21 protein-coding genes are annotated in these 20,281 nt (G+C 66.6%); 12 read left to right on the plus strand and 9 right to left on the minus strand.

Annotated features, from left to right (window positions below; genetic code table 11):
* Nucleotides 1-240 (plus strand): ATP-binding protein (locus D6850_RS06720; protein ID WP_166434015.1); only part of this gene is annotated, 240 nt, incomplete at its 5' end.
* A 48-nt stretch (nucleotides 241-288) separates the two neighbouring features.
* Here the strand turns inward: D6850_RS06720 and D6850_RS19650 are convergent.
* Nucleotides 289-423, minus strand: a complete 135-nt coding sequence (locus tag D6850_RS19650; protein ID WP_217510717.1) for a transposase — start codon at nucleotides 421-423, stop codon at nucleotides 289-291.
* Between the two features lie 81 nt (nucleotides 424-504).
* Here D6850_RS19650 and D6850_RS06725 point away from each other — a divergent pair, with 81 nt between their 5' ends.
* On the plus strand, nucleotides 505-999 hold the full coding sequence (locus D6850_RS06725) for a DUF421 domain-containing protein (protein WP_121165192.1): 495 nt from the start codon (nucleotides 505-507) through the stop codon (nucleotides 997-999).
* Nucleotides 1,000-1,086: 87 nt separating this feature from the next.
* Here D6850_RS06725 and D6850_RS06730 read toward each other — a convergent pair whose 3' ends face one another.
* The 5 genes from D6850_RS06730 to D6850_RS06750 all read right to left on the minus strand — a co-directional run bounded on the left by D6850_RS06730 (nucleotide 1,087) and on the right by D6850_RS06750 (nucleotide 5,407).
* Entirely contained in the window at nucleotides 1,087-1,545 is a 459-nt protein-coding gene (locus D6850_RS06730; RefSeq protein ID WP_121165194.1) for a protein tyrosine phosphatase family protein, read from the minus strand.
* 234 nt (nucleotides 1,546-1,779) lie between these two features.
* Nucleotides 1,780-3,513, minus strand: coding sequence for a SulP family inorganic anion transporter (locus D6850_RS06735; protein ID WP_121165196.1), 1,734 nt, complete (start codon nucleotides 3,511-3,513; stop codon nucleotides 1,780-1,782).
* A 58-nt stretch (nucleotides 3,514-3,571) separates the two neighbouring features.
* Nucleotides 3,572-4,489 carry an MBL fold metallo-hydrolase gene (locus D6850_RS06740; RefSeq protein ID WP_121165198.1) on the minus strand — a complete coding sequence of 306 codons (918 nt, stop codon included), beginning with the start codon at nucleotides 4,487-4,489 and terminating at the stop codon, nucleotides 3,572-3,574.
* On the minus strand, nucleotides 4,486-4,926 hold the full coding sequence (locus D6850_RS06745) for a YeeE/YedE family protein (protein ID WP_121165200.1): 441 nt from the start codon (nucleotides 4,924-4,926) through the stop codon (nucleotides 4,486-4,488). Before D6850_RS06745 ends, D6850_RS06740 begins: the two co-directional genes overlap by 4 nt.
* Before the next feature lie 10 nt (nucleotides 4,927-4,936).
* On the minus strand, nucleotides 4,937-5,407 hold the full coding sequence (locus tag D6850_RS06750) for a YeeE/YedE family protein (RefSeq protein ID WP_342769537.1): 471 nt from the start codon (nucleotides 5,405-5,407) through the stop codon (nucleotides 4,937-4,939).
* A gap of 54 nt (nucleotides 5,408-5,461) precedes the next feature.
* On the opposite strand from D6850_RS06750, the gene D6850_RS06755 reads away from it, so the two are divergent.
* Nucleotides 5,462-5,761 carry an ArsR/SmtB family transcription factor gene (locus D6850_RS06755; protein ID WP_121165204.1) on the plus strand — a complete coding sequence of 100 codons (300 nt, stop codon included), beginning with the start codon at nucleotides 5,462-5,464 and terminating at the stop codon, nucleotides 5,759-5,761.
* 219 nt (nucleotides 5,762-5,980) lie between these two features.
* Here the strand turns inward: D6850_RS06755 and D6850_RS06760 are convergent, their stop codons facing one another.
* Nucleotides 5,981-7,378 carry a PAS domain S-box protein gene (locus D6850_RS06760; protein ID WP_121165206.1) on the minus strand — a complete coding sequence of 466 codons (1,398 nt, stop codon included), beginning with the start codon at nucleotides 7,376-7,378 and terminating at the stop codon, nucleotides 5,981-5,983.
* Between the two features lie 224 nt (nucleotides 7,379-7,602).
* On the opposite strand from D6850_RS06760, the gene D6850_RS06765 reads away from it, so the two are divergent.
* On the plus strand, nucleotides 7,603-8,838 hold the full coding sequence (locus D6850_RS06765) for a putative DNA modification/repair radical SAM protein (protein WP_121165208.1): 1,236 nt from the start codon (nucleotides 7,603-7,605) through the stop codon (nucleotides 8,836-8,838).
* The gene (locus D6850_RS06770; RefSeq protein WP_121165210.1) at nucleotides 8,838-10,277 is read left to right on the plus strand and encodes a UdgX family uracil-DNA binding protein; all 1,440 of its coding nucleotides are present in this window, start codon (nucleotides 8,838-8,840) and stop codon (nucleotides 10,275-10,277) included. The genes D6850_RS06765 and D6850_RS06770 overlap by 1 nt, the downstream gene beginning before the upstream one ends.
* A 69-nt stretch (nucleotides 10,278-10,346) precedes the next feature.
* Here the strand turns inward: D6850_RS06770 and D6850_RS06775 are convergent, their stop codons facing one another.
* Both D6850_RS06775 and D6850_RS06780 read right to left on the minus strand, forming a co-directional pair.
* Complete coding sequence (locus D6850_RS06775) at nucleotides 10,347-10,814, minus strand: DUF411 domain-containing protein (RefSeq protein ID WP_206019225.1); 468 nt, start codon at nucleotides 10,812-10,814, stop codon at nucleotides 10,347-10,349.
* 12 nt (nucleotides 10,815-10,826) lie between these two features.
* Nucleotides 10,827-13,106: a heavy metal translocating P-type ATPase gene (locus tag D6850_RS06780; protein WP_245964121.1), complete on the minus strand. Its 2,280-nt coding sequence runs from the start codon at nucleotides 13,104-13,106 to the stop codon at nucleotides 10,827-10,829.
* Between the two features lie 135 nt (nucleotides 13,107-13,241).
* Between D6850_RS06780 and D6850_RS06785 the strand changes: the two genes are divergently transcribed.
* The 7 genes from D6850_RS06785 to D6850_RS06815 all read left to right on the plus strand — a co-directional run bounded on the left by D6850_RS06785 (nucleotide 13,242) and on the right by D6850_RS06815 (nucleotide 20,264).
* Nucleotides 13,242-13,670 (plus strand): MerR family transcriptional regulator, encoded by a 429-nt coding sequence (locus D6850_RS06785; RefSeq protein WP_121165212.1) that lies wholly within the window; start codon nucleotides 13,242-13,244, stop codon nucleotides 13,668-13,670.
* Between the two features lie 219 nt (nucleotides 13,671-13,889).
* Nucleotides 13,890-14,951 carry a hemin-degrading factor gene (locus tag D6850_RS06790; protein ID WP_121165214.1) on the plus strand — a complete coding sequence of 354 codons (1,062 nt, stop codon included), beginning with the start codon at nucleotides 13,890-13,892 and terminating at the stop codon, nucleotides 14,949-14,951.
* Nucleotides 14,951-15,817 carry a heme/hemin ABC transporter substrate-binding protein gene (locus D6850_RS06795; RefSeq protein WP_121165216.1) on the plus strand — a complete coding sequence of 289 codons (867 nt, stop codon included), beginning with the start codon at nucleotides 14,951-14,953 and terminating at the stop codon, nucleotides 15,815-15,817. Before D6850_RS06790 ends, D6850_RS06795 begins: the two co-directional genes overlap by 1 nt.
* The gene (locus D6850_RS06800; protein ID WP_121165218.1) at nucleotides 15,798-16,874 is read left to right on the plus strand and encodes a FecCD family ABC transporter permease; all 1,077 of its coding nucleotides are present in this window, start codon (nucleotides 15,798-15,800) and stop codon (nucleotides 16,872-16,874) included. Before D6850_RS06795 ends, D6850_RS06800 begins: the two co-directional genes overlap by 20 nt.
* Complete coding sequence (locus D6850_RS06805; protein WP_121165220.1) at nucleotides 16,871-17,653, plus strand: heme ABC transporter ATP-binding protein; 783 nt, start codon at nucleotides 16,871-16,873, stop codon at nucleotides 17,651-17,653. Before D6850_RS06800 ends, D6850_RS06805 begins: the two co-directional genes overlap by 4 nt.
* A gap of 205 nt (nucleotides 17,654-17,858) precedes the next feature.
* The gene (locus tag D6850_RS06810) at nucleotides 17,859-19,883 is read left to right on the plus strand and encodes a TonB-dependent receptor (protein WP_121165222.1); all 2,025 of its coding nucleotides are present in this window, start codon (nucleotides 17,859-17,861) and stop codon (nucleotides 19,881-19,883) included.
* A gap of 21 nt (nucleotides 19,884-19,904) precedes the next feature.
* Nucleotides 19,905-20,264, plus strand: a complete 360-nt coding sequence (locus D6850_RS06815) for a hypothetical protein (protein ID WP_121165224.1) — start codon at nucleotides 19,905-19,907, stop codon at nucleotides 20,262-20,264.
* Nucleotides 20,265-20,281: the final 17 nt, after the last annotated feature.

Raw genomic sequence — 20,281 nt, forward strand, 5'->3', positions numbered from 1 at the left:
ATCCTCGATGAACTGGGTTATCTGCCCTTCGCCCAGACCGGCGGACAGCTCCTGTTCCACCTGATCAGCAAACTCTACGAACGCACATCCATCATCGTCACAACCAACCTGGCCTTCGGCGAATGGCCCAGCGTCTTCGGCGATGCCAAAATGACAACCGCGTTGCTCGACCGGCTTACGCACCACTGCGAGATCGTCGAAACCGGAAACGAAAGCTGGCGCTTCAAGAACCGCGCATAGCGCCAACCCAAAACACCGCAGGCCCGCCGCCGCTGCGCTATGTGAGGGCTACGCAGCGCCGAGCCTGCTCAGCACAAGGGGGTCAATATTGGACGCCGATAGGGGGTCAAACTTCAATGCCGATTGACAGCGCTCGATCTCCTTGTTGAGACGTTCAAGCGGGTTCGTGATGGCGTCGAGCATGACCCGAGCGGTCCATTCTCCCGGTTCCGCCAACGCGGGGTCCGTGGCAATCTGCGCGCGTAATCAAGGGGAGCCGCGAGCATGGAGACATTCCATTACCTGATTGGGCAGGATACGCCACATATTGCCTGGTGGCAGATGAGCCTCCGTGCCGTGGTCATCTTTCTTTACGCGATCCTGCTTTACCGGATTGCGCCGCGACGGTCATTTTCGAACCTTTCCGCCCAGGACATTGTCCTTACCGTCATCCTGGGATCGAGCCTGAGCCGCTCGCTCACCGGCAATGCCCCATTGCTACCCACCCTCGCCGCAACCGGCTTGCTGGTTGTCCTCTATGTTGCGGTGACTGCCTTGGCGCCGCAATCCAAGGTGGTCTCCTACCTCGTCAAAGGCCGGCCCATAACCCTTGTTTCCAAAGGAGTGGTGGACCGGCAGGCCCTCCGGAGGGCTCATTTCGGCGAAAACGATATCACGGAGTTGCTGCGCCTGCACGGCTTGCAGGATCTCTCGGAGGTCGAAGAGGCGCATCTTGAACGAAACGGAAAGGTCAGCGTGATACCGAAGAACAGCGGCTGACACGCCACCCATTTTTGCAGGGACCGGCCTCGGGAAACGACCGGGTAGCGCCGATGGCGAAGCGTAGTCATCCCCGGCCCAGTCGAATTATTTGCCGTTTTGGCTGTTCACGTAGTTCTTCACGAAGTCCTCGAGCTCCTTCGTGTCGCACTCAAATCCCATCTCTTCGGCTTTATTGACGACCTCGTCGCCAGTCATGCCCTGTTCGCAGCCGATATGCATCATCACGAAGGCGCCCGAGCGCTTGCCCGAGGCGCAATGCACCAGCACCGGGGCCGGCAGGTCGGTGGCCTTTCGGCGGAAATCATCGACAAGGTCTTCGGAGAGTTTCTCGCCGTCGACCGGGTGATGCAGGAAGGTCAGGCCGGCCTCCCTTGCCGTTTCTCCTTCCTCCTGCGGCTGCATCTTCAGCTTCTCGCCCTCGTCATCGGTCTGCATGTTGATGAGCGATTGAAACCCCTCCTGCGCGGCCTGCCGGATCTGATCGGTCTCGGGCGCGAACTTGGCGATCGTGAAGCGATCGTTGATCTGAACTGTATCTTGCATGGCGTCCTCCTGGTTTCGGATTTTCGAGCTCGTAACCGGCGGCGCTCCCGGCGTTCCAGCTACCCGACAGGTCGCGCACCTTCACGGATGAGCGAAGCGCGATGGCATGACGGTTCCTCCTTGTGAAGCAACTTGTGTGTTTCGCAGTCCGTTCCGGATTGTTTCCGCAGGACGGCGCGATTCCGCCGATCGCGCTGCGCCTTTTGCAGCCGGGTCAGCACAAATAGACAGGTGTCAGCTCGCAGGGGTTCGCGCGGCTTCCCGGTCCCTCAGACGAAGCTCGGCCTCATGCTGGCTCAGGAAGATCTCGCCCGTCAGCTCGTCCAGGAAATGGCTCCGCTTAAGGCGGTCCATGACCGGCCCCTTCACTTCGCTCAGATGGAGCCGAATGCCGGCGTCGCGGAGGCGCGCGTTGATCGCCTCGAGCGACTCCAGCGCCGACAAGTCCACCTCGTTGACCGCGGGGAACATCAGGACCACGTCGGTCAGCTCCGGCTTGTCGGCGGCGAAGGCGGCCAACTGGTCCTCAAGATAGCGCGCATTGGGAAAGTAGAGGCTTTCATCCACGCGCAGCGACAGGATGTGCGGTTGCGTCTCCACCTCGTGCCGCAGCACGTTGCGGAAGTGTTCGGTGCCGGGCACCCGGCCGACCACGGCCATGTGCGGGCGCGAGGTCTTGTAGAGGTGCACAAGGATCGAAGTGACCACCCCCGCCATGACCCCCAACTCGACCCCGGCAAACAGCGTCAGCAGGATGGTCGCCAAGACGGCGGCGAAATCGGCGCGGCTGAAGGTCCATGCGCGCTTAAGGATCGACAGATCGACCAGGCTGAGCACCGCGACGATGATCGTCGCGGCGAGCGTCGCCTTGGGCAGGTAATGGATCAGCGGCGTCAGGAACAGCGCCGCCAGCGCAAGGCCGAGCGCCGTGAAGGCGCCGGCGGCGGGGGTTTCGGCGCCGGCGTCAAAGTTGACCACCGATCGCGAGAAGCCACCTGTCACCGGGAAGCCGCCGGTAAAGGCCGCGCCCATGTTTGCGGCGCCGAGGCCGATCAGTTCCTGGTCGGGATCGATGCGCTGGCGCTTCTTCGCGGCCAGGGTCTGGGCGACGGAAATGGACTCCACGAAGCCGATGATCGAGATCAGCAGCGCGGGCGCCGCAAGCTGCCGGATCAGTTCCGGCGAAACGGATGGCATGGTGAGCGGCGGCAGGCTTTGCGGCACCTCGCCGACGATGGCCACGCCCCGCGCCGCAAGATCGAAGGCCCAGACCGCAAGGGTCGTCGCCACGATGGCCAGAACCGGGCCGGTCTTGGCGCCGATACCGGCCGCCCGCGGGCCGAGACCGGCCCGGCGAAGGAGCGGCTTCAGCCCGCCGCGAACCCAATAGAGGAACGCGGTGGCCAAGCCGCCGAGCGCGAGGGTGATGAGATTAACCTCGCCCAGATGCGCCCAGAGGCTGCGCGCGATCTCGATCAGCGTGTGGCCCTCGGCCTCGACCCCGAGGATGTGGCGCAACTGGCTGGCGGCGATCAGGATGCCGCTGGCGGTGATGAAGCCGGCGATGACGGGGTGCGACAGGAAATTCGCGAGGAAGCCCAGCCGCAGAAACCCCAGCGCGAGGAGCATCGCACCGGAGAGCGCCGCCAGCGTAAGGGCGGCGGCGGCGTATCCCGCGGCGCCGCTCTCGGCGACGTTGCCAACCGCCGCCGCCGTCATCAGCGAGACCACGGCCACCGGTCCCACCGCCAGCGTCCGCGAGGTGCCGAAGATCGCATAAAGCAGGATCGGCGCGATGGAGGCGTAGATGCCCGCCTCGGGCGGCATGCCGGCCAGCAGCGCGTAGGCGAGCGACTGCGGAATCAGCATGATCGTCACGATCACCGCCGCCACCGCGTCGCCCGTGAATGCGGTCCGGTCATAGTGGCGCCCCCAGTCAAGGATCGGGAAATAGCGCGACAGTGACATGGCATCAGGTCCGAAATCGTGTGTGAAGCGGCCGGCGGTCCTGCGACCGCATGGTGGCTCAGTCGAAGCGGTTCACCGGCAGCTTCAGGTAGCGATGCCCGTCATCCTCCGCCTGCGGCAGCCGCCCGCCCCGCAGGTTCACCTGTAGCGCGGCGAGGATGCGGTTGGGCAGCGGCAGCGTTGCGTCGCGCTCCTGGCGCAGCTTGATATATTCGTCGCGGTCCGTGCCGTCCTTGACGTGCTTGTTGTGCGCCTTGTGCTCGGCCACCGTCGCCTCCCACATCGGCTCGTCCCGGTCGGGCCCGCCATAGTCGTGGCCGACAAAGAGCCGAGTGTCGCCCGGCAAGGCCAGGATGTCCTGGATCGAGTCCCACAATTCGGACGTCTTGCCGCCGGGAAAGTCGGACCGCGAGGTGCCGACATCGGGCTGCATCAGCGTGTCATGCACGAAGGCCGCGTCGCCGCACAGATAGGTGATCGAGCCAAGCGTGTGGCCCGGCGAGAGCATGATCTTCATATCCAGCTCGCCGAACTTGAAGGTCTCGCCTTCCGCGAACAGCCGGTCAAAATCACGATCGGGGTCGAAGGCGTCCGGCAGGTTGTAAAGGTCGGCCCAGATCCCGGCGATCTCCGGGACCAGCGCGCCGATGGCGTTGGGCGCGCCTATGCGCTCCTTGAGCTGCGCCGAAGCCATCACATGGTCCGCATGCGGATGGGTGTCGAGAACCCAGACCACCTCCAGCCCGTTCTCGCGCACGAGATCCAACACCTGGTCCATGCTCTCGGTCGAGAAGCGGTAGTTCCGGTGGTCGAAGTTCCAGACCACGTCGATCAGCGCCGCCTTCTTCGTCGCCGGGTCCGCGCAGATATATTGGATAGAGCCGGTGTCGGGCTCGTAGATGCCCCAGACGTCGGGGCTGCCGGTCCCGGTCGCGGGCGAATGGCGGACGACGCGGGACTTTAACGGATCGCTCATTGTGTGGCTCCTTTCGGCGCAAAGGGGTTGGCGGGGACGCGGCGGGCGGCCCACATGCCGATCAGCATGAAGGGCACGAAGACAAGGACGCCGGTCGCGGCGATCGGCAGCGCGGTCAGCGCCGGGCCCGGGCAGAAGCCGCCCAAGCCCCAGCCGATTCCGAAGATCGTGGCCCCGGCGATGAGCTTGGGCTCAAGGTCGCTCTTCTTGGGGATGCGGAACTCGCTGTCGAAAAACGGCCGGTCGCGCATCCGGGTGAGCCATGCGAAACCGGGCGCCGTCACCAGGATCGCGCCTCCCATGACGAAGGCGAGGCTCGGGTCCCAACTGCCGAAGAGGTCGAGGAAGTTCAGCACCTTGGCCGGGTTGGCCATGCCGGAGACGATCAGGCCGAGGCCGAAGATCAGGCCGGAGACGAGGGCGAAAAGCTGTTTCATGGCGCAAGCCTCAGATCAGGTGACGGGTGACGAGGACGGTCGCCAAGGCCGCGGCCATGAACACGAGCGTCGCCACGATGGAGCGGGCCGAGCCGCGGGAGATGCCGCAGACCCCGTGGCCCGAGGTGCAGCCGCTTCCGAACACCGCGCCGAAGCCCACGAGAAGGCCGGCGACCGCCATCAGCACGGGGTTCGAAGGCACCCATTGCTGCGGCCAGTCGCCCGCGATCAGCAGCCACAGCGGCGCCGCCAGAAGCAGGCCCAGGACGAACAGGGCCGAAACGCCCCGCGCGTCGCCATCGCTGTTGCGTGCGAAGATGCGCGAGGTGAGACCGCTGATCCCGGCGATCCGGCCGTTGGTGGCCATCAGCAGCACCGCCGATGCGCCGATCATCATGCCGCCGCCAAGCGACAGCCAGGGGGTGAAAGTGGTTTCCATCTGTCGGCTCCGTGATGGCGCGCGGGAACGGGCGCGCTTGATGTCGTTTATCGTCGAATATATATCGCAATAGGAATATTCAAGGTGGTGAATGTAATGGCCGGTGACGACTTGCTCGAGGGCGACATCAAGAGAGCCTCGGAGCTGATGAAGATGCTGGCCTCCGAAGGCCGCTTGCGGATCCTGTGCCGTCTGGTGGAGGGCGAGCGCTCTGTCGGGGAGCTCGCGCAGGCGTGCGGCGTCGCGCAGCCCACCATGTCCCAGCAACTCAAGCGGCTGAAGGACGCCGGCCTGATCGAGCGCCGGCGGGACGGTCAGACGATCTATTATCGCCTGTCGGGAACCGAGGCCGCGGCGGTGCTGGAAACCCTGCACAGGTTGTATTGCGCGCGTTAGAGCGTCGTGTCGCTCGCCAAGCCGAGGAATGCCATTGCCGGGCGGTGTTTGCCGGTGGGACGGCTCCGGTCGCTAGGGGTTTTCTATCCTGCGATGCGGCCCGTCATTCGGAGCCCTGTTTCGAGGCGCGGCATCGCTACGGCCCCAAACGCAATCGTCGATGATGGCTAGCCCGCATTGCGTCAACCTCGGGACAGATCTCCCGCCTTCGCGCGCGCGTCAGCGAGCCTTGAAATGCGCAGGCGGCAATTTGATCTCCCAGGAAACGCCATCGGAATTCATCTCGTAGGATGCGTTCGTATCCAGCATCGTCGCTGCGTGGGACGTAAGCACCGTATGACCGAAGCCTTTCCTCGAGAGCGTGGACTCCGAGACACTCCCGCTCTCCAGCCATCTGAATTGCAACAGCCCGGATCCTTCCTCGACTTCCCAGGAAATCGCAACCTGCCCTCGACGCTGCTTCAACACGCCGTACTTGGCGGAATTGGTCGCCAGTTCGTGGATGGCCATTCCGATGGTTTGAACAGACTCGGGCTGAAGGTCGATATGCGGCCCCGCGATCGTCACGCGCCGGTCGTTTTCTACCGACGTGAACGGCTCGAGATGCCCCGTCACCACGTCGCAGAGCGAAACGCTTGTCCATGCGTTGTGAACCAGCAGATCGGTCGATTTCGAGAGTGACGCCAGACGCGATCCGAAGGCTTGGTTGAAATCCTCCAGCGTTTCCGCCGCGCGCGCTGTCTGGCGCTGGATGGCCGATACGACGCTCAACATGTTCTTGGCGCGATGGATCACCTCGTGCGCGATGAGGTCACGGGCGCGCTCCGCCTTGCGCACATCGGTAACGTCCCGATGGATGTTGGAGATCGCGATGACCTCTCCGTCGGAGTTCCGGATCGGCGCGCAACTGATCCACACGTCGCGCTCCGTTCCATCCTTGGCGATGCGCGTCGCCTCGAAATCCTGCAGTCGGCCTGCGATGATTTCATCACGGTAGTAGGTGACGCGTTTGGGCCATCCCTCAGGGTAGAGCGTTTCGAGGGATCGCCCGAGAATTTCTTCCGCTCCATACCCATAGAGCCGCGCCGCGGCCGGATTCCAGGTGATGATATTGCCGTCCAGGTCATAGCTTATGACCGCGTCGCTGGTCGTGGCGATCAGCGCGGCCATGGCATTGGAATTGATATAGGCCTGTTCGATCTCTTCGCGTTCGACATGACGCTTGGTGATGTTGCGATGCTGAACGATCAGATATGCCTTGCCGTCTTGCTGGTAGCGGTTCGCGGTCAGTTCGAACCAGCGTTTTTCGGTCGGGCTGTCACAGGGATATTCGCAGCGGAAGGTGTTGCCGGTCTGCAATGTGCCGGCCAGGGCATCCGGGAGGATCTGCGCCGCCGCGCTGGACGGGCCGTCAGCGCTTGCGCACACCGCCAGGTAGTTGCTGCCGATCGAGCAGGCGTCGGGGTCTCCGCCGTTTTCCACGCGGAACCGCTCCCATGCACCATTCGCGGCAATGATGTAGCCGGACGCGTCCAGCACGGCGACTTCGTCGTCCAACGCGTTCAGCACGCCGGGAAAGTCGGCGAGCGCGCTATCTTGTTCGATCGTCCGCCGCATTTCGCGATTCCCCGGGCTGCGACCCAATCTCGGATGGTCGGAGCGGTTTCAAGTGCCGTCGCCATTATTGCATAATGGGATAAGATGCAATTTTTTACCATTCAAAGGATTGAGCCGCCCCGGAGCAGCGACGCCGCCATACGCAGGGGCGAAAACACGCGCATGTGACCGCGGCGCGACCCTAAGCAGGTGACATTCTCGGCTTGAGAACATATAAAGAACAGATGACCAAGCAGAGCCTCGATCAGAAACTCGCAATCCTCAGCGACGCGGCGAAATATGACGCCTCCTGCGCGTCTTCGGGATCAACCAGACGCGATTCCCGCGACGGTAAGGGGCTGGGCTCGAACGAGGGCAGCGGCATCTGTCACGCATATGCCCCTGACGGGCGCTGCATCAGCTTGCTGAAGATCCTGATGACCAATTTCTGCATCTACGATTGCAGCTATTGCATCAACCGCGTCTCGTCCAACGTACCGCGCGCGCGGTTCAGCGTTGACGAGGTGGTGCGCCTGACCATCGAATTCTACCGGCGCAATTACATCGAAGGTTTGTTCTTGTCCTCGGGCGTGATCCGTTCGCCCGATGCGACCATGTCGGACATGGTGCGGATCGCGCGCAAACTGCGCCACGAGGAGAACTTTCGCGGCTATATCCACCTCAAGACGATCCCCGATGCGGCGCCCGAACTGATCGAAGAGGCGGGCCTGCTGGCCGATCGTCTTTCGATCAATGTCGAACTGCCGACGGACGCGGCGGTGAAGCAATACGCGCCCGAGAAGAAGCCCGAGCAGATCCGCCGCGCGATGGCCAGTGTCCGCATGGTCAAGGACGCGCGCAAGGACAAGTCGTTCACCGGCAAACGCCCGCCCCGGTTCGCCCCGGCGGGACAGTCCACGCAGATAATCATCGGCGCGGATGGGTCGAACGACGCCACGGTTCTGGGCCAGTCGACGCGGCTTTACTCCAGCTACAAGCTCAAACGGGTCTACTACTCCGCCTTCTCGCCCATCCCCGACAGTTCCGCGAAGCTGCCGCTGATCCGTCCGCCCTTGCAGCGTGAACACCGGCTCTATCAGGCGGATTGGCTGCTTCGGTTCTATGACTTCCAACTGGACGAGATCACCTCGGCCACCCGCGACGGCAACCTTGATCTGGAAATCGACCCCAAGCTGGCCTGGGCGCTGGCGCATCGCGAGGTGTTTCCGCTGGACGTGAACCGCGCCAGCCGCGAGATGCTGCTGCGGGTGCCTGGGTTCGGGGTCAAGACGGTGAACCGCATTCTGACCACGCGCCGCCACCGTATGCTGCGCTACGAGGATCTGTTGCGCATGGGCGCGTCGATGAAGAAGGCGCGGGCCTTTGTCACCGCCGGGGGGTGGACGCCGGGCGGTTTGACCGACAGCGCCGATCTGCGCGCGCGCTTTGCGCCACCGCCCGAACAATTGACGCTGTTCTGATGCACAGGGTCAGCTTGCCGCGTATCGGCGCCGCCAAGGCCTGGCGCGACGCGGCGCGCGGGTTTCTGGCGGCGCGCGTGCCGCCGGAGCAAATCATCTGGGGCGATCATGCCGCCGCGCCCGACCTTTTCGGCGACGCCAGCCCGCCACCTTCGGGCGGGCCGGTTTCGGTGCCGCGCAGCTTTATCGCAATGGCCGAGACCGCTGTCTGGCACAGCGATCCGGAACGTTTCGCCCGGCTCTACGCTTTCCTGTGGCGCTTGAAGGACGCGCCGCACCTGATGACCGACCGGGGCGACCGCGATCTCGCGCGGCTGCGCCAGATGGAAAAGAACGTGCGCCGCTGCCAGCACAAGATGAAGGCCTTTGTGCGCTTTCGCGAAATCGGCGCGCCCGACGCTCCCCGGCGCAGCTTCGCCGCATGGTTCGAGCCCAGCCATCACACGGTAGAGCCGACGGCGGATTTCTTCGTGCGCCGCTTTGCCGACATGGATTGGCGCATTCTCACCCCCGATGTGTCGGCCATCTTCGAGCAGGGCAAGCTGTCCTTCCACGAGGGCCACGCCAAGCCCGACCTGCCCGAGGACGCAGGCGAGGCGCTGTGGATCACCTATTTTCAGAACATCTTCAATCCCGCGCGGCTGATGGTAAGGGCGATGCAATCGGAGATGCCCAAGAAATACTGGAAGAACATGCCGGAGGCCGCCTTCATCCCCCAGATGATCACCGAAGCGCCGGCCCGCGCCCGCGCCATGGCCGAAGCCGCCCCAACCTTGCCCCCCGCCCGAATGGCGCAGGTTCAGGCGCAACTGGCGTCTCACGCATCCGCCTGGGACGGTCCGGCAGAAGACCTGCCGAAAGCGATCCGCGCCTGTACGCGCTGCCCGCTGCATTGCCACGCGACGCAGGCGGTTCCGGGCGATGGACCGACCGACGCCGCTCTGATGGTGGTCGGCGAACAACCCGGAGACATGGAAGACCTGAGCGGGCGACCCTTCGTCGGCCCCGCCGGCCAGATGTTCGACGGGATCGCCGCAACGGCCGGCCTGAACCGCGAGGCGGCCTATGTCACCAATGCGGTAAAACACTTCAAGTTCAAGCCCCGAGGCAAGCGGCGCATCCACCAGCGCCCCGAAACGTCCGAGATCGAGCATTGCCGCTGGTGGCTTCACGCGGAGATCGCAAAGGTGCGGCCCAGCCTGATCCTCGCCATGGGCGCCACGGCCGCGCAGAGCCTGACCGGCAATGGCGCGCGCCTGCTCTCCCGGCGCGGCTCGATCGAGACCGGACCCGAGGGACGGCCCGTGCTGATCACCCTGCATCCGTCCTATCTGTTGCGCGCCCCGGACCAGGCCAGGCGGGAGAGAGCAAAGGCGCAGTTCAGGCAGGACCTGGTCATGGCCGCCGAACTCATCGCCGAAGATGCAACCCAGTCATGAGGATCTCTTGCCCGATGGTGAGGAGGAACCAGAATTCGGGTCCGATCGACGCAAATTGCCGCGCTTCGCTCACGCCGCCTCGTAGCGCGTGAATACCTCCGTGCCGCCGTCTTTGCGGATCAGGAACACGTCGTATGCCTCGTGTCCGTCCTCTGGTCCCATGCCGGGTGAACCATAGGGCATGCCGGGCACGGCAAGACCCACGGCATCGGGGCGCTCGGACAGAAGCTTGCGGATGTCGGCCACCGGCACATGCCCTTCGATCATGTAGCCCTCGATCTCGCCGGTATGACAGGAGGTCATGTTCTGGGGGATGCCGTTGTCGAGCTTGTGGCGCATCAGAAGGGTGCCGAAGCTGCGCTCGGTGGTCACGTTGAAGCCTTCCTTGCGCAAGATCTCGATCCATGCGGTGCAGCATCCGCAATTGGGGTCCTTGAGGACGTGGATCGCGGGACCGCCCTGGGCGGCTGCCGCGAGCGGAACGGATGCGGCAAAGCTCGCGGTGGCGGCCATCATGGCGCGGCGGGTGAGGATCATCGGTGTCTCCTTTCAGGTGGGCGCGGATGCGCTGTCGCGGGTTGCGTCCGATGTAGGATCTGTGAACGGCGCTGTCACCTCGGCCGGACCCGCGGGCCGGAAGAAAAGCAGCCGCAGGGCGTTCATCGTGACCAGAACGGTGGCGCCGGTGTCCGCGAGGATCGCGATCCAGAGGCCGGTGATCCCCAGCACGGTGGTCACGAGGAAAACCGCCTTCAGCCCCAGCGCGATGGCGATGTTCTGGCGGATGTTGGCCATCGCGGCGCGGGCGAGACGGATCTGCCCCGCAGCGTCCGTGACGCGGTTGCGCAGGATGGCCGCGTCGGCGGTCTCCAGCGCCACATCGGTGCCCGAGCCCATGGCGACGCCGACATGCGCGGCGGCCAGCGCGGGCGCGTCGTTGATGCCGTCGCCGATCATCATCACGCGCGCGTCCGTCGTCAGGTCCCGGATCGCCGTCACCTTGTCTTCCGGCATCAGTTCGGCCCGGTGTTCGATCCCGAGCCCGTCGGCGATGGCCTGCGCCGTCCGCGCATTGTCCCCCGTCAGCATGACCGAGGAGATGCCGAGGCCGCGTAGCTGCGCGACGGCGTCCGCCGCATCGGCGCGCGGTTCGTCCCTGAGCGCGACAAGGCCCTGCGGCACGTCATCGCGCAACACGATGACCACCGTCTTGCCCTCGGCTTCCAGCGCCGCGACGCGGCTGCGCAGGCCGTCGGTGAGCGCGCCCCGCTCGGCTGCCAGCCGCGGGGAGCCCACGCACACGGTAGCGCCGTCGATCGACGCCTCCGCACCCTTGCCGGGCAGCGCGCGGCCGCCGGTCGCCGCCGCGTGCACGCCCCGCCGGTCCGCCTCGGCGCAGATCGCCTGTCCGAGCGGGTGACTCGCGCCGCTCTCGACCCCGGCCGCGAGCGACAGCATGTCATCCGCGTCCCCGGTCAGCGCCGCGACGTCCGTCACCCGGGGCTTCCCATGCGTGAGCGTGCCGGTCTTGTCAAAGGCGACATGAGTGGTGCGGGCCGCCGCCTCGATCACCGCGCCGCCCTTCATCAGCAGTCCGTTCCGGGCCCCGGTGGAAAGCGCCGAGGTGATCGAGGCGGGCACGGAGATGACCAGCGCGCAGGGGCAACCGATCAGCAGCAGCGCCAGCGCGCGATAGATCCATTCCCCCCACTCGAGCCCGAAGGCCAGCGGCGGCGCGACCGCCACCAGCAGCGCGGCGCCGACGACGGCGGGCATGTAGACCCGGCTGAACCGGTCGATGAAACGTTCGGTCGGCGCGCGGGCGCTTTCAGCTTCCGCCACGAGGCGCACGATGCGGGCGATGGTGTTGTCCTCGGCCGCCTTTGTGACCCGCACGCGCAGCAGGGCCTCGGCGTTGATCGACCCGGCGAAGACCTCCGCGCCCGGCTCCTTCAGGCTCGGGACGCTCTCGCCAGTCACCGGGCTCTCATCAACGCCTGACGTGCCCTCGATCACCTCGCCGTCGCAGGGGACACGGTCGCCGGGACGGACCTGCACGACCTGGCCGACCCGGAGCTTTTCGGCCGGGACCTCGAGGGTTTTGCCGCCGACCTCGAGCCGCGCCGTCTTTGGCACGAGCTTCGAAAGCGCGCGGATGCTGTCGCGCGCCTTGCCGGCCGAGACGCCCTCCAGGAGCTCGCCCACGGCGAAAAGAAAGACGACGAGCGCGGCCTCTTCCGGCTCGCCGATCACCAGCGCGCCGCCCGCGGCGATCGTCATCAGCATCTCGATGGTGAAGGGCATGCCCGCCCGCGTCATGGCGAAGGCGCGCCGCGCCACGGGGACGAGCCCGATCAGCGTGGCGAGAACGAAGGCCCAATGCGCGAACTCGGCCGGAAACAGCAGCCGCGAAGTCCACGCCGTCGCAAGCAATACGCCGGTGCCGATCACCAGGCGCCCCTTGGATGTCCGGTGCCATGACGGGGCCGCCGCTTCCTCGGGCTGCGCCGGGCCTTCCTCTTCCGGCTCCGGTGTGTCCTCGGCGCCGGGGAACGCGCCGTCCGGCAAGACGAAGCCACCCTTGGGCTTCTCCGGCTTCGCGCCTTTCGGCGCGATGCCGAAACCGACTCCTCGCACTGCCTTCTCGATGCGCTCGGGCGATGTCTGGCTCTCGTTGAGCGTCAGACGCAACCGCTCGGCCATCAGCGCAACGTCGACATCCTCGACGCCGGGCAGACGCTCCACCGCGCCGCGCACCTTCGCGGCGCAGGCGCCGCAATCCATACCCGTCACGCGCCACTCGCGCTGTCCGGCGCCGCCATCCGCCATGATGTTTCTCCATTGTGATTCGCCGTCGGATTTCGATATACGATCTACAGCCACTGTAGGTTCAAGCCCCATCGAGAAGATTTCCGCATCACCGGATGGGAAGCGGGCGATCCCGCCCAACGAAGGAGATGACACATGCTATCCATCGGCGCTCTCGCCAAGCGGACAGGCGCCAAGGTGCAGACCATCCGCTACTATGAAGAGATCGGCCTGATGCCCGAGCCCGACCGGACCGAGGGCGGGCAGCGCCGCTACCGGGACACGGAGCTTGATCGACTCGCATTCATCCGCCATTCCCGCGAACTTGGCTTCTCGCTCGAGGCCATCCGCGAGCTGCTGGACCTCTCGGACAGCCCCGAGCGCTCCTGCGCGCGGATTGACGCGGTGGCGCAGAGACAGCTGAAGGAGGTCGAGGCCCGGATCGCACGGCTCGAGGCGCTCCGGATCGAGTTGCGAAGGATGATCGGCGAGTGCACCGCCGACCGTGTCGCCGACTGCCGCATCCTCGAGGTGCTGCGCGACCACGAGGAATGCCTCACCGACCACGCTCCGCCTGACGCCTGATCCCGCTGTCGCGCGATTACGAACGCGCGCAGCAGGTTCCGTTTCAGGTCCGATTGCCGGATCGGACCTGGCGCAGTTTCCCGCTTGCGGCAAACGCGTAATCCGACTAAAAGCGTCAAGAACTGACGGCCATGCCCCGGCATGGCCCATCCAGCCAAGGGCGGCGTTCCGTCCCAGCCAGAAAACTCCTTTCGAAACGAACGAACAAAGGTGGCTTCCATGGCGCTGGACACTCTTCCCACTCCTGTCGAAATACGCGAGGCGAGAGCTCGAAACCCCAAGCAGCGCGAGCGCGATCTCGCCGATAAGCTGGGCATCTCCGAGGCGCAGCTGCTCGCCGCCCATGTCGGCCACGGCGTCACCCGGCTCAACGCCCATCCCGATGGGATCATCGGCGCCGCCTGCACCCTTGGCGAGGTCATGGCGCTCACCCGCAACGAATCCTGCGTGAGCGAGGTCGTCGGACATTACGACAATTACCAGCCCGGCAAGCACGCGGCGATGGTGCTGAACGAGCCGATGGATCTGCGGATCTTCCCGAATCGCTGGGCCAGCGCCTTCGCGGTCGAGAAGGAGACCGAGAACGGCGTCCGCCGCAGTCTGCAGGCGTTCGACCGCGCCGGCGACGCGGCGCACAAGATATTCCTGCGCGAAGAGTCGGCCCTGCCCGCGTTCGAGCGCGCCGTCGCCGAGTTGCGCCATGACGATGAGGCGCCGGACCTCGCTGTCAAGCCGCGCGATACGACCGAGCCGCCCCGCGCCAACCCCGACAAGGTCGAGGCGCTGCGCAAGGGCTGGGCCGCGATGACCGACACGCACCAGTTCTATTCGATGGCCGGCAAGCTGAAGATGAACCGCCTTGGCGCCTACCGCATCGTCGGCGCGCCGTTCACCCGCGCGCTGGCGACGGGCAGCGTCGATTCCATGTTCCACGCGGTCCGCGACGCGGGGATTCCGATCATGATCTTCGTCGGCAGTCACGGCTGCATCCAGATCCGTTCGGGCGACCTGAAGACGCTGAAGCCGATGGGGCCGTGGCTGAACGTGCTCGATCCCGGTTTCAACCTGCACCTGCGGCTTGACCGCGTGGCCGAGGTCTGGGCGGTCGAAAAGCCGACCAAACGCGGCGCGGCGCTCTCGGTCGAGGCGTTCGATTCCGAGGGCGGGCTGATCTTCCAGATCTTCCCGGTGCCCGCCGGGCGCGAATTGCCCGACAGCCGCGCCCCGTGGCAGAAGATCGTCGAAGCGCTGCCCGGCCTCGCGGCCCAGGGGGCGGCGTGATGCGCCGCATCCTCGTGACGCTGGGCGCGCTGGTGCTGGCGGCGTCCGCCGCTGCCGAGCCCGCGCAGCGCATCGTCTCCATCGGCGGCGCGATCACCGAGATCGTCTATCAACTCGGCCAGCAGGATCGCCTTGTCGCGCGCGACACCACGTCGATCTACCCCGAAGCGGCGCTCGAGCTGCCCGACGTTGGCTATGTGCGCGCGCTCTCGCCCGAGGGGGTCCTCTCGATGGCCCCCGACCTCGTGCTGGCCGAGGCCGATGCCGGCCCGCCCGCGACGCTCGACGTCCTGCGCGAGGCCCGGACGCCGCTGGCGCTGATCCCCGACTCGCCGACCGCCGCCGGCATCGTCGAGAAGATAGACGCCGTCGGCGCCGCGCTGGGCGCCGAGGCCGAGGCCGACGCGCTGGCCGCCAGCGTCGCCGCGCAGCTCGCGCGCGCCGCCGCCCGCGCCGGGGCCGTCCCTGAAGCCGGGCGCAAGCGCGTGCTGTTCGTGCTGAGCGGGCAGGGCGGGCGGATACTGGCCGCCGGGCGCAACAACGAGGCGGCCACCGTGATCGAAATGGCCGGAGCGATCAACGCGCTTGACGGGTTCGAGGGCTACAAGCCCGTCAGCGACGAAGCCATCGTGCAGGCCGCGCCCGACGCGATCCTGATGATGACGCGCGGAGGCGAGGCGATGATCGACGACGCCACGCTGTTCGCCCTGCCCGCCATCGCCGCAACCCCGGCAGGCGAAAACCGCGCGGTGATCCGAATGGGCGGGCAATACCTGCTGGGCTTTGGCCCGCGCACGGCGCAGGCGGTGCAGGATCTCGCGGACGCGCTCTACGGGAAAGAGGCCGATGACACTGGCGCGCTGTGACGACATCGCCACGGCCGACCCGCCTGACCGCGCCGCGGCGGCGCGGCGACTGAGCCTCTGGCTCGGGCTGGCGCTGCTCGCGACCATGACCGCCAGCCTGGCCACGGGGGCGGCGGGCGCGTCGCTCTGGGCGGCCCTGGGCGATCTGGCGCAGGGAAGGCCGCTTTCCCGCATGGATGAAACCATCCTCTGGAGCATCCGCCTGCCGCGCACCCTGATGGGCGCGCTCGTGGGCGCGGCGCTGGCGACCTCCGGCGCGGTGATGCAGGGGCTGTTCCGCAACCCGCTGGCCGATCCGGGGCTGGTGGGCGTCAGCGCCGGGGCAGGGCTGGGCGCGATTTCCGCCATCGTGCTGGGCGGGGCGCTGCCGGCGGGCGCGATGGCGCTGGCGGGCGCGCATCTCGTGCCGCTCGCCGCCTTCGCGGGAAGCTGGGCGACGACCTTGCTGCTCTACCGCGTTTCGACGCGCGGCGGACGCACATCCGTTGCGACCATGCTGCTGGCCGGGATCGCGCTGGCCGCGCTCGCCATGGCGCTGTCGGGGCTGATGATCCACGCCGCGGACGATCAGCAATTGCGCGACCTCACGTTCTGGCAGCTCGGCTCGCTCGCCGGGGCGACCTGGGGCAAGCTGCTGGCCAGCGCGCCGATCATCCTGCTGGCGCTCATGGGCGCGCCGTTCCTCGCGCGGGGACTCAACGCGCTGGCGCTCGGCGAGGCGGCGGCGGGGCATCTGGGCGTCCCGGTGCAGCGGGTCAAGAACCTCGCGGTGCTCAGCGTCGCCGCCGCCACCGGCGCCGCCGTGGCGGTGTCCGGCGGGATCGGTTTCGTCGGCATCGTCGTGCCGCACCTGCTGCGGCTGGCCTCGGGGCCGGATCACCGGATGCTGTTGCCCAACGCGGCGCTGCTGGGGGCGAGCCTGCTGCTCGGGGCGGACATGATCAGCCGCACCATCATCGCGCCGGCCGAGCTGCCCATCGGCATCGTCACCGCGATCCTCGGCGCGCCGGTTTTCCTGTGGATCCTGCTGCGCCGCCGCATGGTGGTGGACCTGTGACCTTCACCGGCCGCGACATAGGCGTGAAGCTCGGCCGCAGCACGATCCTGCACGGCGTCGATTTCAGCGCGCAGGCCGGGCAACTGACGGCCATCGTCGGCCCCAACGGGTCGGGCAAGAGCACGTTGCTGCGCGCGCTCTGCGGAGAGGTGGCGCGCTCGGGCCGGGTCGCGATCAACAGACGCGATGTGGATCACCTCAAGGGCTGGGAACTGGCGGGGATGCGCGCGGTGCTGCCGCAGGCGGCGACGCTGGCCTTCCCCTTCACCGTGATCGAGGTGATCCGCCTTGGCCTGACGGCGGGCGCCTCGGCGGGGCGCGACCGGCTGCCGTTGCGCGCGCTCGACGCGGTGGGGCTGGCCGGCTATGGCGGGCGGTTCTACCAGGAGCTGTCGGGCGGAGAGCAGCAGCGCGTGCAACTGGCCCGCGTGCTGACCCAGGTGTGGGAGCCCGTGGCGCATGGCGCCCCGCGCTGGCTGCTGCTGGACGAGCCGGTTTCGAGCCTCGACATCGGCCACCAGTTGATGGTGATGCAGCTCTTGCGCGCCTATGCGGCGCGCGGCGGCGGGGTGATCGCGGTGATGCATGACCTGAACCTGACGGCGATGTACGCCGATGCCGTGACCATGGTGCACCGGGGGCGCATCGCCGCCACCGGCGCCCCCGCCGAGGTGCTGACCGACGCCACGCTTTCGCGCGCCTATGGCTGCACGCTGCGCGTCAATTGCGCGCCGCAGCAGGGGGGCACCTGGCTGCTGCCGCATGCGGCGACACTGTGAAGACATCGGGCCGACAGCAGGGGCGACCCGCCATGAAACATGCGAAAAAGCCTGTATTTCCTGCTGTTCGGCTTGACATCCCCGCACGGCGACGGCAAGGACCACCCAAACCTTAGTGAAATACTAGGTTAATGCCAGCCTCCGCCAGCCTCAACACCTGCGAACATGATCCCGCGCCAGGCGCGGACGGAACACGAGGACGGCAATGACGGTATTTTTGGGCACTCGCAAACTGAGAACACTTCTGCTGAGCGGGGCCGCGGCGACGCTCGCCGCGCAAGGCGCGCACGCGCAGGAGGGCGCCGCCAAGGCGACCGACCTCGGCACCATCACCCTCCTGGGCACGGGGCTCGAAACCACGGTGTTCGAGAACCCCTCGGCCGTATCGGTCGTGGACGAAGAGGAAATCTCGCGCATCCCCCCGGCGCGCGTGGCCGATTACCTCAAGGACATCCCCGGCGTGCGGGTCGAGGAACAGGGCATCACCCGCATCCGCATCCGCGGCGAAGAGGCGCGGCGCGTGCGCATCCTCGTCAACGGGCAGGCGATCACCGATCACACCACCTACGGCCCGCCAGTGGTGGTGGACCCGGCCACGGTCGAACGGATCGAGGTGGTGCGCGGCGCGTCCTCGGTGATCAGCGGCCAGCGCGCCATCGGCGGCACGATCAACATCATCACCAAGCGCGGGACGGACAAGCCGTTCGAGGCGTCCACCACGCTCAGCTATTTCGGCGCGACCGAGGGCTGGCGGGTCTCCAACTCGATCGCCGGGCGGCAGGGCGGGTTCACCTGGCGGCTGAGCCAGGGCAAATCCGACCTCGGCAACCGCCACGCCGCCGGGGTGGGCGAACTCGTGCCCTCGGGCGTGGAGGATCAGAACTGGTCCGGCTACATGGGCTACGAGACCGGCAACCACTCCTTCGGGGTCGAGGCGCAGGCCTTCGACCTGTCGTCGGATGTCTACACGGGCGATCCGAATTTCTCGATCGACCTGCCCAAACGCGACCTGCGCAAGATCGGCGTCTTCTACGAGGGCACGAACCTGACGCCGTGGATGACCTCGCTGAAGATAGACGCCTTCGGTCAGACCATCGACCGCGAGTTCCGCAACCGCATCGCGCCGTCGCCGTTCGCGCCGGTGATCGAGACGCTCAACAGCGACAAGCAGGAAACCTACGGCGTCAACGTTTCGGCCGAACTGCGCTTTGCCGACAACATCCGCACCATCGTCGGGGCGCAATACGAGAACGACTTTCTCGACGTGGACGCGAGCAGCCGGATCACCCCGCCCGGCGCTCCCTTCCCGCCGCCGCCGACGCTGCGCCGGGACGAGGCGCGCATCAAGACAACCTCGATCTACGCGCAGAACGAAATCACGCTGTCGCCGCAATGGGCGCTGCATTTCGGCGGGCGCTACTACAATGTCGAGGCCGAGCTCGAGCAAAGCAACACCGCGCCGCTGTCGAAGAACACGGATGACCGGTTCCTCGCCAGCGCGGGCGTGGTCTGGACCCCGAACGACACATGGGCGCTGCGCGGCCTGTTCTCGCAGGGCTACAACTACCCGACGCTGAACCAGCTCTTCACCCAGACCACGGCGGGCGGGCAGCTGACCCTGCCCAATCCGGACCTGAAGCCCGAGACGGCGGATAATTTCGAACTCGGCGCGCGGTTCGACAACGGCGCGACCATTGTCGACGCGACGCTGTTCTACACCGACGCCAAGGACTACATCATCCGCCAGGCCCTTCCCCCCGCCGGCGGACCGCCCCGCGCGCAATATCGCAACGTCGAGGGCGCCGAAACGGTGGGGTTCGAGATCTACGCCGAACACGACCTCGGCAACGGCCTGACGCCCTACGCTTCGGGGGCGATCATCAATCGCGAACTGGACTACGGCAACGGGTTCTCGACCTCCGACAGCGGCACGCCGGGCCTCTCGGGCACGATCGGGCTGCGCAAGGATTTCGATTTCCGCGGCATGCCCGCTTCGTTCGACGTCTTCGCGACGGGCGAAAGCAGCGCGAAACTACGCGATGACGCGGGGCTCGTGACCAATCGCGCGGGCGGCTGGACCACGGTCAACCTGCGCGGCTCGCTGGATCTGACCGAGAACGCCTCGCTGACGGTGCAGTTCAACAACATCCTCGACAAGAGCTACGAGCCCTTCGGCCAGATCGCGGGCGGCGAGCGCAGCGTCGATGTCGTTCTGTCGTCCCGGTTCTGATCATCTCAAGGGAGAAATCCGATGCTGAAGACCGCCCTTCTCATCCTGACGCTAGGCCCGGACGGCGCGACCCACATGGCGCTGAGCGAGGCCGACAGCCTCGCCGACTGCGTCGCCAAGGCCGAATCGGTCGGGGCGATCCTGACCGGCGCGGGCTATGACATCCAGGCGATGCGCTGTGGGCAGACCGATCTCGCCCTGACGCCCTACCAGCACGGGCGCGACGCGGACGACATGCAATGGCGCTACCGCGTGGTTGTGAAGGGCGCATCGCTCGAGGACGGGTTCACCGCCCGGCCTGTGGCGCCGGGCGTCTGTCGGGCAAACGGTGACGAAAACGTCTTCTGCGCCGTCTCCGCGCAGGGGCCGGCGACGGACTGACCCGACGACAGGATCGA

The sequence above is a fragment of the Roseovarius spongiae genome, assembly GCF_003651245.1.
GTDB classification, from domain to species: domain Bacteria; phylum Pseudomonadota; class Alphaproteobacteria; order Rhodobacterales; family Rhodobacteraceae; genus Roseovarius; species Roseovarius spongiae.

Bases quoted from the DNA above. Each gene is read 5' to 3' on its own strand.
- D6850_RS19650 (WP_217510717.1), bottom strand. From the start codon at position 423: ATGCTCGACGCCATCACGAACCCGCTTGAACGTCTCAACAAGGAGATC.
- D6850_RS06725 (WP_121165192.1), top strand. From the start codon at position 505: ATGGAGACATTCCATTACCTGATTGGGCAGGATACGCCACATATTGCC.
- D6850_RS06730 (WP_121165194.1), bottom strand. From the start codon at position 1,545: ATGCAAGATACAGTTCAGATCAACGATCGCTTCACGATCGCCAAGTTC.
- D6850_RS06735 (WP_121165196.1), bottom strand. From the start codon at position 3,513: ATGTCACTGTCGCGCTATTTCCCGATCCTTGACTGGGGGCGCCACTAT.
- D6850_RS06740 (WP_121165198.1), bottom strand. From the start codon at position 4,489: ATGAGCGATCCGTTAAAGTCCCGCGTCGTCCGCCATTCGCCCGCGACC.
- D6850_RS06745 (WP_121165200.1), bottom strand. From the start codon at position 4,926: ATGAAACAGCTTTTCGCCCTCGTCTCCGGCCTGATCTTCGGCCTCGGC.
- D6850_RS06755 (WP_121165204.1), top strand. From the start codon at position 5,462: ATGGCCGGTGACGACTTGCTCGAGGGCGACATCAAGAGAGCCTCGGAG.
- D6850_RS06760 (WP_121165206.1), bottom strand. From the start codon at position 7,378: ATGCGGCGGACGATCGAACAAGATAGCGCGCTCGCCGACTTTCCCGGC.
- D6850_RS06765 (WP_121165208.1), top strand. From the start codon at position 7,603: ATGACCAAGCAGAGCCTCGATCAGAAACTCGCAATCCTCAGCGACGCG.
- D6850_RS06770 (WP_121165210.1), top strand. From the start codon at position 8,838: ATGCACAGGGTCAGCTTGCCGCGTATCGGCGCCGCCAAGGCCTGGCGC.
- D6850_RS06775 (WP_206019225.1), bottom strand. From the start codon at position 10,814: ATGATCCTCACCCGCCGCGCCATGATGGCCGCCACCGCGAGCTTTGCC.
- D6850_RS06780 (WP_245964121.1), bottom strand. From the start codon at position 13,106: ATGGCGGATGGCGGCGCCGGACAGCGCGAGTGGCGCGTGACGGGTATG.
- D6850_RS06785 (WP_121165212.1), top strand. From the start codon at position 13,242: ATGCTATCCATCGGCGCTCTCGCCAAGCGGACAGGCGCCAAGGTGCAG.
- D6850_RS06790 (WP_121165214.1), top strand. From the start codon at position 13,890: ATGGCGCTGGACACTCTTCCCACTCCTGTCGAAATACGCGAGGCGAGA.
- D6850_RS06795 (WP_121165216.1), top strand. From the start codon at position 14,951: ATGCGCCGCATCCTCGTGACGCTGGGCGCGCTGGTGCTGGCGGCGTCC.
- D6850_RS06800 (WP_121165218.1), top strand. From the start codon at position 15,798: ATGACACTGGCGCGCTGTGACGACATCGCCACGGCCGACCCGCCTGAC.
- D6850_RS06810 (WP_121165222.1), top strand. From the start codon at position 17,859: ATGACGGTATTTTTGGGCACTCGCAAACTGAGAACACTTCTGCTGAGC.
- D6850_RS06815 (WP_121165224.1), top strand. From the start codon at position 19,905: ATGCTGAAGACCGCCCTTCTCATCCTGACGCTAGGCCCGGACGGCGCG.